This window comes from Clostridium sp. MCC328, assembly GCF_018785465.1.
GTDB classification, from domain to species: domain Bacteria; phylum Bacillota; class Clostridia; order Lachnospirales; family Lachnospiraceae; genus Pilosibacter; species Pilosibacter fragilis.
This window is the reverse complement of record NZ_WQPW01000037.1, coordinates 78326-91938: the sequence shown is the minus strand read 5'-3', so window position 1 is coordinate 91938 and position 13613 is coordinate 78326. Positions and strand designations below refer to the sequence as shown.

At 45.0% G+C, this 13613-nt stretch carries 13 protein-coding genes; all 13 read right to left on the bottom strand.

Annotated features, from left to right (window positions below; all coding sequences use genetic code 11):
* Positions 1–16: 16 nt before the first annotated feature.
* The 13 genes from GPK83_RS07025 to rlmN all read right to left on the bottom strand — a co-directional run bounded on the left by GPK83_RS07025 (position 17) and on the right by rlmN (position 13560).
* Positions 17–844 carry a pyridoxamine kinase gene (locus GPK83_RS07025; RefSeq protein WP_215704372.1) on the bottom strand — a complete coding sequence of 276 codons (828 nt, stop codon included), beginning with the start codon at positions 842–844 and terminating at the stop codon, positions 17–19.
* Positions 845–868: 24 nt separating this feature from the next.
* Positions 869–1459: an ECF transporter S component gene (locus tag GPK83_RS07020; protein WP_215704371.1), complete on the bottom strand. Its 591-nt coding sequence runs from the start codon at positions 1457–1459 to the stop codon at positions 869–871.
* Between the two features lie 254 nt (positions 1460–1713).
* A complete protein-coding gene (locus tag GPK83_RS07015) occupies positions 1714–2406 on the bottom strand; it encodes a thiamine diphosphokinase (protein ID WP_252196256.1) in 693 nt (230 codons plus the stop codon).
* Between the two features lie 254 nt (positions 2407–2660).
* Positions 2661–3329, bottom strand: coding sequence for an MAE_28990/MAE_18760 family HEPN-like nuclease (locus GPK83_RS07010; protein WP_215704370.1), 669 nt, complete (start codon positions 3327–3329; stop codon positions 2661–2663).
* The gene (locus GPK83_RS07005) at positions 3313–4368 is read right to left on the bottom strand and encodes a DUF262 domain-containing protein (protein ID WP_215704369.1); all 1056 of its coding nucleotides are present in this window, start codon (positions 4366–4368) and stop codon (positions 3313–3315) included. The genes GPK83_RS07010 and GPK83_RS07005 overlap by 17 nt, the downstream gene beginning before the upstream one ends.
* A complete protein-coding gene (locus GPK83_RS07000) occupies positions 4343–5413 on the bottom strand; it encodes a DNA cytosine methyltransferase (RefSeq protein WP_215704368.1) in 1071 nt (356 codons plus the stop codon). The genes GPK83_RS07005 and GPK83_RS07000 overlap by 26 nt, the downstream gene beginning before the upstream one ends.
* Positions 5414–5780: 367 nt before the next feature.
* Complete coding sequence (locus GPK83_RS06995) at positions 5781–6716, bottom strand: DUF4928 family protein (RefSeq protein WP_215704367.1); 936 nt, start codon at positions 6714–6716, stop codon at positions 5781–5783.
* Positions 6709–7794 (bottom strand): DNA (cytosine-5-)-methyltransferase, encoded by a 1086-nt coding sequence (gene dcm / locus GPK83_RS06990; protein ID WP_252196255.1) that lies wholly within the window; start codon positions 7792–7794, stop codon positions 6709–6711. Before dcm ends, GPK83_RS06995 begins: the two co-directional genes overlap by 8 nt.
* Positions 7795–8060: 266 nt before the next feature.
* A complete protein-coding gene (rpe, locus tag GPK83_RS06985) occupies positions 8061–8726 on the bottom strand; it encodes a ribulose-phosphate 3-epimerase (RefSeq protein WP_252196254.1) in 666 nt (221 codons plus the stop codon).
* 4 nt (positions 8727–8730) lie between these two features.
* The gene (rsgA, locus tag GPK83_RS06980; RefSeq protein ID WP_215704365.1) at positions 8731–9609 is read right to left on the bottom strand and encodes a ribosome small subunit-dependent GTPase A; all 879 of its coding nucleotides are present in this window, start codon (positions 9607–9609) and stop codon (positions 8731–8733) included.
* Positions 9606–11780: a Stk1 family PASTA domain-containing Ser/Thr kinase gene (gene pknB / locus GPK83_RS06975; protein WP_215704364.1), complete on the bottom strand. Its 2175-nt coding sequence runs from the start codon at positions 11778–11780 to the stop codon at positions 9606–9608. The genes rsgA and pknB overlap by 4 nt, the downstream gene beginning before the upstream one ends.
* On the bottom strand, positions 11777–12517 hold the full coding sequence (locus tag GPK83_RS06970; protein WP_215704363.1) for a Stp1/IreP family PP2C-type Ser/Thr phosphatase: 741 nt from the start codon (positions 12515–12517) through the stop codon (positions 11777–11779). The genes pknB and GPK83_RS06970 overlap by 4 nt, the downstream gene beginning before the upstream one ends.
* Entirely contained in the window at positions 12514–13560 is a 1047-nt protein-coding gene (gene rlmN, locus GPK83_RS06965) for a 23S rRNA (adenine(2503)-C(2))-methyltransferase RlmN (RefSeq protein ID WP_215704362.1), read from the bottom strand. The genes GPK83_RS06970 and rlmN overlap by 4 nt, the downstream gene beginning before the upstream one ends.
* Between the last annotated feature and the right edge of the window lie 53 nt (positions 13561–13613).

Here is a 13613-nt window from a genome sequence, read left to right as displayed (position 1 = left end):
AGGAAGGGTATTTCTCCTACTTTTTTATCAGTTTACCAAGAATCTTCTCAAAACAAACACCGTTCGCGTGAGGGATCTGCTCCTCATCGGAGACTTTTATGCACTCTTTTACGAATCCTGCTGCCTGGCTCACCGCCTCCGGGAGGGACTTCCCGTTTAATAACGCGCCCGCCACAACAGAGGAAAATACATCTCCGGTTCCCGGACGCTCTACACCGGAGGACCTTGTCCGGATAAATTTTGCATCGTACTGTCCCTGCTCCAGAACCACATTGGTGTAGCAGCTTCCCTCCCGCACTCCTGTGATGACAACGGACTTTGCGCCCATGAGCCGCAGCATCATCGCCATATTCAGGAGTTCTTTTCGCGTCCAGTTTTCTTCTTTATACGGTGTATCTGTGAGGATACAGCACTCCGTCACGTTTGGGAGAACAACGTCCGCCATGCAGACAAGCTCCTTCATCTGCTCGCACATCTCCGGTGTATAAGTCTCATAGGCATGTCCATGGTCTCCCATCACCGGATCCACAACAACAAACGTTTTCTCTGCCTTTAATTTCTGAACGATCTCCATGACGATCCCGATCTGGGCCTCCGACCCAAGAAATCCCGTTGCGATCGCGTCAAAGGAAAGTCCAAGTTCTTTCCATTTGTCCGTATATGTGGTCATTTTTTCCGTATAGTCATCGAAAAAGTAAACCGGAAATTCCGTATGGTTTGAAAGGATCGCCGTCGGTATCGGACAGCACTGATGACCCATCGCGGATAAAACAGGAATAGCCACTGTTAATGAACAGCGGCCATAACCTGAAAGATCATTGATCACAGCAATTTTCTTCTGCATAAATTTATCTTCCAATCTTTTTAATTAAGCTCTCTCCGCAGTGATAAAACCTGCCTTTTTTAACGCCGGACGAAGCGCCGCATAAAGAACGACTGCAATCACGGAGTTGATCACCGCGTTGATGATCGTGGTGTAGGTTGTGATCGCTAACAGCGCTTTGATCGCGGATGCTGCCTTATCAGCATTCGGGAATAATAAGGTATACCATACATACTTTAATGCCGGCTCAAAGAAGCAGTTGAAACCGAGACCGCAGACAGCCGCGATCGCGGACCAGCGGATCACATAGGCGTGGTCATGCTCATCGGAAAGCTTTGCGATCTTATGTGCAACAAAACCGGCGATAAGACCGATCACAAGCTTCGTGATAAAGGTTCTCGGTGCGGATGCCGCATAGCCGCCGACAATATCAGCGATGGATAAGCCGACAGCTCCGGAAAGTCCACCGTAAACGCCGCCAAGAAGATATGCGGAAAGCACAACAAATGCGTTTCCGATATGGATCTTCGTTCCGCTGGCTGAGATTGCCGGGAACACGGCATATCCGATATAGCAGAGTGCCGCCATCAGGCCAGCCTGCGCAATTTTCATTAACTGTCCATTCTTTTCTCTCATAAGTAAGATCTCCCCTCATGTGTTACTGACAGTTGGAGCTTTTCATGACGCATCAGAAAGTATCTGACTCATCATCAAGAAATTGCCTCCTCTGTCTTGTCATCCATGGTAACACGCATGTGGATTGCATGAAATGTCCAGTTTTGTTTTTTTTATACAGTCCAGTTAGTTTTCTTGCCGTGGAATTGCAGACTGTACCGTATTTTAGCCCTCTTTTTGCTTTTTCACGTTAACATTTTCCTACAGCGTCCCCTTTAATCTCTCGACTCCACGCAGATTAAAATTCCTTCCCGGAACGAGATCTTTGCCCGTTCCCCCGGAACCTCATTGCTGACGCAGAGGCTCGGGTTCTCTAAAATCGAGATATCCTTATTATGCAGCGGATACTTAAATCCATCCAGCGTGATTCCAAGAACCTTCTCCGTCAGTGGAAGAAAAGAAACATATTTTCCGTAGATATGATCCTTCAAAAAGACGGAATGTTCCCTATCACCCGGCGTCAGAAGGAATATTCTGTTCTTCGCATCATAGATCTCCATAAAAAGTCCGGCGTTCTTCGCCGCCCGCATCAGGTGGATATTGGAAAGCTCATGATCCAGTCTCCCCCCGGTGGCTCCCAGCACATGGGCGGTATGAAAACCGGCACGGAGCGCCGAGCGGACCGCAAGATCCGTGTCAGTTTCGTCCTTTTCCGGCTTGTGGACATCCGTCGCCCAGCCCTCTTTCTTTCGGAGTTCTTCCATCCGCTCCAGTCCAAAGGTATCGAAATCTCCCACCGCAAGGTCCGGCACGAGCCCCAGGTCCTCGCAGACGGCGAGACCCGCGTCCACAGCGACCACATAGGGATACTTCCGTTCTTTCACGAATTCCGACGCAAAATTCCTGTCCGTCGGTCCACCCGATATGATCAGGCAGGTATCTGCCATTTCTCTTTCATCTGAACTCATATTGGTTTTTCATCCTCTGCTATGGAATACTAGCTACATGTTCTTTACATTTCCAGATAATAGGTAGGGATTATATGGCTGTTGTTCAACTATATAATGTAACTTTTGTGAGCCTTTCAAGCTAGCATGTATTCTCACAAATATCATTCATTCTAACTATAATAATATATCAAAAATAATGTCCATCCCACAACAATTTATGTCCATCATTTCCCCCTATCCAATAAAGGCGGTAGATATTATGACCAACATACTTATTGTATTCTTAAGTATTGCTTTTCATCACAATACGTTTCCATTCCTACCACAATCTCCGAAATAAACTGTATAACTGTATCTTTGATAGTTTCCAAATCTGAAATAGTCAAATCCCGTGCACACACACTAAAGCTTTCATCTCCATGTGCTAAAGAATTACGCTTTTTCTTAACTTTCTCCAAAACTAAACTATCATCCGATACACAGTAACGAATTCTATGTTTATCACAGATAGCCTTAATTTGCTTCGCGTTAAGATTGCCATTAATTCCCATCATACTTTTAGAAAGAACTAATGGCGTATTTTGCGTAATATCAAGCACAACCTTGTGAACACGATTTGTGTATGTCGATAAACCTGACTCTGCCTTGTACACTTCTTTAATCTTATAATCTCTCCAAATGTTTTGAATCTCATCAATAACATTAGCATAGGAGCATTCATCAGATTTTAGTTGGTCATATATTTCTAGCATTCCTGTCGTAAAGGTTGCTTCAACAAGATTATAGAGCATCAACAAAAAATTAGACTTCATAATACGAAAAAAGCGCTGATTGTCAACCGTTTGCAGAACGTTAGTATTGTTATCAAAATCTACCATAACCGAATAATAGAATTCTATTTCACTTTTTCTGTCATCAAGAACATCATGTATCGCAATCATTTACTTTCGCCCCAATAAGTTTATCCCTAACATATTCAACTCGTGCAACAAGTTTTCCCTCATTGTTACTAGCATCAGATGTTGTCAATACTTTAAAATCATTCGAATTAAGCCAATCAACATTTTCCACCTCTAAATCCGGGTATTCACGTAATGCTAAAGCTACTCCCACAGAAATCGCCTCAAAACGTACCCTCGGTGTAGTTGTGGCATTTTGAGTTTTAGCGAATCCAAATTGAAAATGTTTCTTAACAAAATTAAGCATTCCTTCAAAATCAACTTCATATTGTTGCTCATCAAAACTGTCTATATTTTTCGCTAAAAAATCATTTAAAAATGGATTAACTTCATGTCCGAAATGCTTGTAATCATTTAAGTAAGCAAAAAATCTAAGCACAAGTTCAAATCTTTCTTGACGCACAGCTTTACTCTTTGAAATTGGACAAAGCGAAATAAACAATTCGTTTTTACAACATTTTTCAATATAGTCTGTTAACTTTCCTGGATATGAACCTCTACGCACTTCAGAATCGGATGCTTTAACACCAGATGTATTAATACGATTGAAGAGATCCTGGCGAATATCTGTTGTAGTTTTTTCATCCAACACAACTACTCTAAAAGTTCTATTAAGAAATTTTCTTCGCGTAGCCGTAGATAAATCATCAAAGCTGAATCCATCCAATTCAGTAAGCTTTGCAAGCTTATTAAGTTTCATTTTGTATTTAACAAATTCACGCAAGGTTTGCATTCTTTGTGCACCATCTATAATTTCAAGACGTCCATCTTCACACCCTGCAAAAAACATAAACGGAATCGGTAAGCCAAGTAATACCGACTCTATAAATAAAGAACGGTTGTTAGCTTTCCAGACAAACTGGCGCTGATAATCCGGAATATAAAAATCTCCCTTTTCAAACTTGTCTAATAACAATTCAAGGGTATAATCTTTCGTATCATATTCTACTTGACGTTGTAAGTCCTTTAGTTGACGTTCCGCCGCCTCAATTCGCTCAGGCGTTACTTTTTTCTTTGCCATCATTATACCTCCGGATATGTTCTAAAATACTTAACCCTATTACTTCTCCTAGACGAACAGGAACTGCATTCCCTATTTGTAGACCTAATTTATGTTTGTTAAGAATATCCGTCGAGCTAATAAATTTATAATCTCTAGGAAATGATTGAAGAATGGCTCCTTCCCGAAGAGATAACGCTCGATCCTGACTAGGATGACCAAAGCGACCATTTCCATAACCATAAAATTGCGTTGTAATAGTAGGTGATGGTGCATCCCATAACATCCGTCCATAAACAGATGGGTATGTTTTTCCAGAACTCTTTTTATGACATTTTAATTGAAGTTCTTTATCCCAATCGCGCCATGTCCCGCCTGGCACAGACTGTCGAATACGTTTCAGATTTTTTTCTGACAAAGCTGTTGCTGAATGCATTAAATCATCAGGATCAGTCGATCCAGCAATTAATGGTGGTAAATTTCCAATAGCATCTTTTACTGTAACATAATTGCTATGCGAATGTGTGGCTGGAAGTAGGCTAATTTCATCTAACGACGATGCCAACAACACCAACCGTTTTCTGCTCTGGGGGATACCATAGTCTGGACAGTATACTATTTTATGGAAAATATGGTATCCATGGTCTTTTAGTCCATTTTCAAAATCGCTAAAAACCGCTGTTTTTTCAAGTTCAGGAACATTCTCCATCGCAATTATTTCAGGATGTATCGCTTGTGCAAGTCCTCCAAACGAGTATAACAAACGCCATTTTTCATCTTTATATCCAGCTTTGCGATATCTTTGGGTATATTTAGAAAATGGTTGGCATGGCGCACAACCAGCTAAAATATGTATATCAAGATTATCAGGATATAATGCACTTAGTTCTTCAGGTGTTACAGTCGTTATGTCACGCTGAATAAACTTTGCGTTATTATTTTTTTCATATGCATATTGGCAACTTGGCTCAAAATCAAGTCCCGCAACAACATTAATCCCTGCTTGTTCAAGCCCTTTGGTTAGTCCACCAACACCACAAAATAAATCTATAGCAGCATAGGGCATGCTATTAACCTCCTTGTTAAGCTCTCCCAAACTGCTATAAGTTTGTTTTCGAAAGCCGTTTATTATTTAGTATCATTTAGGATTCTCTCAATGGCATACTACATTTCTAGTTTACACTCCCATATTCGTTGTATAAATCATCCAGTCGGTTAGGAGATCTGCTTTTCTCTATGGGTGTGTTTAATACTGCGTTCGCATTTATTCAATTATCTAATCGTACATACGAGAGACCTACATTCATATCATGAACATTCGGTAGCAAATACAGACTATTTTTCGAAAATACACAGTTGAACTCATCTTACAGTATAATTCCACTATCAACCTCTATTGCATTTTTTATATTAAAAATGTTAGTTACAATCCTTTATTTCGCCTCAAATTCTATTCGTAGGCTAGGATCGGTTTCAGTACGCAGCACAATATCATTGTATCTGCTGATGATGTCTGACAGTGTAGCATTACGTTTTGTCTCATCAAACAGACTATGCTCATATACATTCGCTGAGAGAAATTGTTGAATATCCCAAACCTCAACACGTCCAGCAAGTCCAGCATCTTCAGCTAAGTTGAGTGCAGTGTGTACTCGATCATAAATTGTAATAATTACTGGGTATGTTCCATTGCGTAAGTTAGCTTTGCATTTTTCAATTAATAGCGCACCTGGCATGGTAGTACAATGAATGATCATGTTATTTATAACAAAATCACCATTACGATCCGTAGGAGCATCAGCAACTGAGGCTCCATGAATTTCAAATGAATTATGAGGCATAATCATGCACAATTTAGCAGCAACAAGATGTTGTAAAACTATCCCTAAATACTGCGTTCCAGGATTTTGCTTTTGGCGTTTTTTTGCCTGCTCAAAAAGTTCATTCAAATTTGCACCAATTGTCTTAGATGTATCTGCAGTAAGAACAAAAGGTTGATTTCTAAAATATTCGCGAACTTGCTCTGCCCAAAAGTCTTCTACTACTATTAAATCGAAACTTTCTTCGGTGTTCCACACGTTCAAAAACTCAACATACTTTATCATCAATCCCATACTGCCACGGCTAGTACGTCCACCTTCGGCAGAAAGCTGCTGGGTAATACCATGTTCCTTCAAAATTTTTTTTAAATTTCCTCCACCCAGTCCGATAACTTGCCCCTTTCCGCTAGTCTGAAGATCATTCGGATTGAGTGGGAAAGTTTTATTCCGTACCAATCGAGTAACTTGAATTACAAGTGAAAGTGGTCCCTTTGTATAAATATTGTTCTCAGCTTGAAAAACTTTCAAGCGAGCTTCTGAATTATCCATTATAAATCGCCTCCGCAATTTTCGTTAAAAACCGTTCGCCTATAAATTGAGCTACTGGCATTGCTACAGCATCACCCATCGCTTTATATCCATCATTATAGCTTCCAGGCAACTTGAATGTATCCGGTGCTCCCATCAATCTTGCGGCTTCTCGTACTGTTAAAAGTCTTGCATGAGTTGCCCCAGCTTCCTTAATAACTAAATACTGTTTACTGCTACCGCCTTCTGGCGTCCTTAAACATCCAGCAATGCCATCACAACGTAGTTCTAACCGCTGCTCTCCATGTCTTGTTCGGCGATAACCTGTAGCATAAACTGTTTCATGAGTGTTAAGCTTTTCCTTATGTCGCTCCGGTACAAGCCTCAAAATATCGTCTTTATCAAATGGGACATTTTTCTCAACAATATCTTTTATTGTTTGACGGCAATGGGGCGGCTTATCCGTATTCCACCAAATCCAATCAGGTAACTGCCTGCCCAACTCAGTAGCCGCTTTATTATGAAGCCAACATGGACCGAGACCAATCAACGAATTCGGTATTACACAGTCATTTTTTACTGCTATTATAAACACTCTAGGTCGAGATTGTGGAACAAAATGTGAAGCATTAATTACAATTGCTCCACATCTATAATTGCGCTCTACTAAAGAATAATGAAGTACCTTATAATTTTCTCCATTATTCGTAGATAACAACCCCGTAACATTTTCTAGTACAAGTATTTTAGGTTTCTCAACCATTTCATCTAAAACGCGAAGCCATTCCCACACAAGTCCACTGCGTGAGGCATGAATTCCACCTAAAGGACCCGCTAACGACAAGTCCTGACATGGAAAGCTTGCCCAAGACATATTGGCATAGGGGAGCTCTGCACCATGTATATTTCTAATATCATTAAGCAAGAAATGTTCTTTTCCAAAATTGGCAATATACACGGCCGCTTTTTGCACGCTAATGTCATTAGCCCAAATAGGAGCAAACATACCTTTCAATCCGTATCCTACAAGACCGCTCCCTGCAAAAAATTCATGCATTGTCCAAGGAGCATCAGAAAGATCAACGTACTTTCGAGCCATCATTCTGCTCTCCTTTCGTTGGAATACTCAATATCTATCTGTTTTTATATTCCGCACAATAATTTTAATAAAGCCTAAACACATAATTCTGAGAGTACAACTCTTTATGTACACAATCTATATGTTGCATTATAATATATCAACTTATTATATCATTAAAAAATTATCTACTCTATTTACTTTCATTTTTAATAACCTGGAACGCAGAAATTACTGGTCTCGAAAACGAAATTTCCCTTCGTCCCTCTGCTATAAGCATATTCTTTCTATTTGATACCAAACTCATCAAAGATCTTCAGGAACTCCTTCGTATTCGCTGCCGCATCGTTCTTAAACACCGCGGAACCCGCAACGATCACGTTCGCGCCTGCATCGAGAACCTCTCTGACATTTGCCGCATTCACGCCGCCGTCCACCTCGATATCTGTGCTGAGTCCGGCCTCATTCAACATGCCACGGAGCTTTTTGATCTTCTCTAAGGTATACGGGATAAACTTCTGTCCTCCGAATCCCGGATTTACGGACATGATCAGAAACATATCTGCCTCTTTTAAGATGCAGGAAAGTGTCTCCACCGGAGTTGCCGGGTTTAACGCGACAGCTGCTCTGGCACCGGTCTCCTTGATCTGGTTGATGGTGCGATCCAGATGGAGACAGGCTTCCTGATGGACACAGATGATATCCGCGCCGGCCTTTCTGACATCATTTACATATCTTCCCGGCTCCTCCACCATCATATGGACATCAAACACTCGGTCTGTTGTCTTTCTGAGGGATGAGATCACCGGCATACCGAAGGAAATGCTCGGGACAAACGCTCCGTCCATCACATCGAGATGGATGTACTGCGCTCCCGCGTCAGAAACTGTCTTTACATCTTCACCAAGTTTTGAAAAGTCTGCTGAAAGAATCGATGGCGCTAACATATACATGATCTTAATATCTCCTTTTACTCTTCAGTTCTTCATAGATCAACCGGTAGTTTTCATACCGGGAATCCGCGATCTTTCCTGCTTTTACGGCCTCCTTGACGCCGCACTCCCGTTCTCCCACATGGACACAGCCCAAAAACCGGCATTCCGGCTCGTAGGTTTCAAATTCCGGAAAGAAATCCTTTAACTCTTCCGGCTTCATATTGTCGACAAAGATGGAGCTGAAGCCCGGCGTGTCCATCACGAAGGTCTCCTTCTCAACGAAGAACAGCTCCGAATGTCTTGTGGTATGGCGTCCCCTGCGGATCTTCTCGCTGACAGCCCCCGTCTCCATCTCCGCCTCCGGCTGGATCCGGTTCGTCAGAGATGATTTCCCGACACCGGACGGCCCGGCAAGTGCCGTTGTCTTTCCCCTTAAGAGGTCATGGATCGCCTCGATCCCTTCCCCCGCCAGGGCACAGGACAGATGGACTTCATATCCGGCGTCCCGATAGATTCCCGCAAGCCGTTCTGCCTCACCCTCTTTTCCGAGGTCTGTCTTATTAAAGCAGATCACCACCGGAACATTCTGGGCTTCCATCGTGACCAGAAAGCGGTCCAGAAGGTTCAAATTCGGTTCCGGGTCAGCAACGGCAAACACGATCATTGCCTGATCGATGTTCGCCACCGCCGGACGGATCAGGGAATTCTCCCTCGGAAGGATCTCCACGATATTTCCGAGGCTCTCCTCCTCAGAAAGCACGTCGAACTCCACATTGTCGCCCACAAGGGGCTTGATCTTCCGATTCCGGAATACGCCCTTTGCCTTACACTCGTATACTTTGGAAACGCCGTCATGCACGTAATAGAATCCGGCAATTCCCTTTATGATCTTTCCAGTCAACCGTCAACCTCCGTAAATGTCACATTGTAGGATGTCAGTACCACGTTGTTCGTGAGATCCACGATCTCCACCTCACCGGTCTGCACGCCGTCCGCGCCGCGAATCCTGTCTAACTTGATATTCAGGGTTGTGTCCGCGCTGTAAGACTTCGGCTCCGCAAGCTTCGTGTAGGTCACTTTGCCGTTCACCGTCTGTTTTAACCGGATCAGAATCTGGATCTCGGAGGACGCTGCCCCCGGTCCATAGGAGACCTGAAGCGGGTAGCTTGCATCCAGAGACGCAATAAACTGTTTTTTCGGAGCTTCCGGCCCAAGACTCAGGGTGTAATCCACGGTGTCTCCGGGTGCTACCTGAGTTCCTGCCTCAACGCCCTGGCTGATGACGTGACCGGCCGAGATCGTACTGTCGTACTCCTTTGAGACCTCTCCGGTCACAAGACCTGCCGCGGAAAGAAGCGCTGCCGCCTCTGCGTCCGTCTTTCCATAAAGATTCGGTACAGGAACGAATTCCTCCTCCGGTCCCGTACTCACATATAAAGTTACGGTACTTCCGAGGGCCACTTTTTCTTCCGGTTCATAGCGGATGATCGTTCCGGAAGTCACCTCCTCGCTGGCTTCCTCCCGAACATCTGCTTTTAAATTCTTTCCCTCCAACAGGCGGACCGCCGTTTCCAGTGTCATTCCGGAAAGGCCAAGTTCTGAGAGATCAACCTTATCAGAACCCGCGCTGATGACAACAGTTACCTTGGAGAAACGCGGAATCACGGTATCGGGCTCTTCCTTCTGTGAGATGACTATGCCTTTTTCCACTTCATCCGAGTTTTTCTGCTCTACCTGCATGGTGAGATCGAGTCCCTGTAAGATCTTCTCGGCTTCCTCCTCGGAGTGGCCCACAAGCTTCGGCATATAGACTTCCTTCTGGCTGATAACAGTCTCCGATGCCGCAGTTGTCTTCGCTTCTTCCGTCATAGCTTCCTCAGAAACGGTTTTTGTCGGATCCTCCGGAGTGCTGCTTCTGAACAGACCGCCAAGCTTCAGGACAAACACGATCACAACCGCGACAATGACGATGGCTGCCGCCACGCCCAGGCCTGTCAGGATCTTTTCCAGTCCTGTGGCTTCATCATCCACTTTATTCTTTTTCGGTTCCTTCTTCGCGTTGTCCGTCTGATCATACCGCTTTTCCAGATCCCGCCGTTCCCTGCGCTCACGGATCTCTTTTACCGGCTTTGACTCCCGGATCCGTTCCCCACTTCTCGTCTTGATCAGATTCAGTTCTTTTGGGCTGATGACGATGGTATCGGAGCTGTGGTCTTCCTCTTTAACGGCGCCGATAGCCGGGTCATCATCATTTAAGAGTGCTCTTCTCAGGTCACTGATCACGGCCGCCGCGTTCGGGTATCGGCGCTCCGGTCTCTTTTCCGTACATTTTAAGATGATCCTCGCAAGACTCGGGGACACATCCGGATTCAACGTTCTGGGATCCGGCATCGGTTCTTCCAGATGTGCCAGCGCGACCGTCACCGTGTTGTCCCCCTCAAACGGAACATGGCCGGTGACCATCTCAAACATGGTGATACCTAAGGAATAGAGATCGCTCCGCTCATCGCTGTATCCGCCTCTCGCCTGTTCGGGGGAGATATAGTGGACAGATCCCACAACTGTTGCCGCATTCATGGTCTGGGAAGACACGGCTCTCGCGATCCCGAAGTCCGCCACCTTCACCTTTCCGTCCATGGAGATCAGCATATTCTGGGGCTTGATATCCCGGTGAATGATATGCTGTTCATGGGCTGCTTCAATTCCGGACGCTACCTGGATCGCGATCCCGATGGCTTCCTTTACATCCAGATGACCTTTTTTCGTGATATAGCTCTTTAAGGTGATTCCCTCTACGAGCTCCATAACGATAAAGTGGATATCTCCCTCATCCACGACATCATATATATTGACAATATTCGGGTGTGAAAGTCCGGCCGCTGCCTGAGCTTCCATCTTAAATTTACTGACAAAGGTCGCGTCGGAAGTAAACTCCGATTTCAGTACCTTGATCGCGACCAGACGGTTTAATTTATGGCATTTTGCTTTATAGACCTCTGACATTCCGCCGGAACCTATCTTTTCCAGAATCTCATATCGGTCCTGCAGCATCGTTCCAGGGTATAAAATCATAGCTTCACCTCACTTATCTGAGGTTCTACAAGGACAATCGCAATGTTGTCCTTTCCTCCGTTCCGGTTTGCCTCATCAACCAGCGCTTCCGTCTTCTCCTTCAGCGTGTCCGTTGTCTTTAAGACCCGGCTGATCTCGGCATCATCCACCATGTTCGTCAAGCCGTCAGAGCAGAGCAGGACACAGTCACACTCGAGAAGCGGCACTTCAAAGAAATCCGCTTCCACCCGGTTCCCGATTCCCATGGCGCGGGTAATGATGTTCTTCTGACTCCGGTAGGATTCGCTGTCCCGCTCCATTTTTCCTCTCGCGACCATCTCTTCCACAAGGGAATGATCTCTCGTGATCTGCGCCAGACTGTCCCGCAGAAGATAAAGTCTGCTGTCTCCCACATTTGCCACGTACATCATATCGTCCTCGATCGTAGCGGCAACCAGAGTGGACCCCATCCCTTCCCGGTCCGGGTTTCCCTGAGCCTCCTCAAAAAGCCCCTGATTCGTCTTCTCCAGAGCTTTTCTGAGGATCATCACAGGACTGGCCGGATCAGAATTTTCAATATATTCTTTCATATGTTCCACGACATACCGGGATGCGAAATCCCCTGCCTTATGTCCGCCCATTCCGTCTGCCACGATGAACAGGTTCGGAAGCGGTCCCACCGGCTGATCCGCTGCAAACAGGAAATCCTGATTGGATCTTCTCACAAGACCGGTGTCTGTCTTCGCGTAAGAGATCATGACAGTTCCTCCTCACTCAGGTAGCTCTTTCTAAGCTGTCCGCAGGCACCGCCGATATCGCGGCCCATCTCCCTGCGGATCGTAACATTGATCCCGTGTTTTTCAAGATAACCCCTGAACGCATCAATGGCATCCCGATTGGACTGTTTGAAGTCACGTTCCTTGATTGGGTTTACCGGGATCAGGTTCACATGTCCCTGCATATCCTTTAAAAGTGCAGTCAGACGCTTTGCCTCATCAAGGTTATCGTTGACGCCCTGTACCAGACTGTACTCAAAGGTCAGGCGTCTTCCTGTCTTTTTATAATATTCCTTACATGCCGGAAGCACCTCCGATAAGGAGTAGCTGTTGGCGATGGGCATCAGAGTCTTTCTCGTCTCATCATCCGGCGCATGAAGGGAGAGTGCCAGAGTAATGGAAAGACCTTCCTCCGCAAGCTTTAAGATCTTTGGTACGATCCCGCAGGTGGATACTGTGATGTTTCTCTGGCTGATATTCAGACCGTTTTCATCGGAAAGGAGCCTGATAAACCGGATCAGGTTGTCGTAGTTATCCATCGGCTCACCACTTCCCATGACCACCACGTTGGAGACACGCTCTCCCATGGATCTCTGGATCCGGTATATCTGATCCAGCATCTCCGAAGGACGTAAATTTCTTGTGAGTCCGTCCAGAGTGGACGCACAGAACCGGCAGCCCATGCGGCAGCCAACCTGAGAGGAAATACACACAGAATTCCCGTGGTGGTATTTCATCAGGACGCTCTCGATCACGTTTCCGTCATCGAGACCGAACAGATACTTTCTTGTCCCGTCGATTCCCGATTCCAGCATTTTCACGGTCTTAAGGGACGTGTATGTACTGTATTCCGAAAGCTTTTCCCTAAGTGCCTTCGGGAGGTTCGTGCATTCGTCTAAAGACTCGGCTAATTTTACATGCATCCACTGGTATAACTGTTTTGCCCGGAACGGTTTTTCACCAATCTCCTTCACGAACTCTGTCAGTTCCTCCAGTGTCATTGATTTCAGGTCTTTCTTTTCCATTCTCGATTCTCCAAAAGCCCCGGTTCTGTCATGTTTCCACATAAATCCGTTTT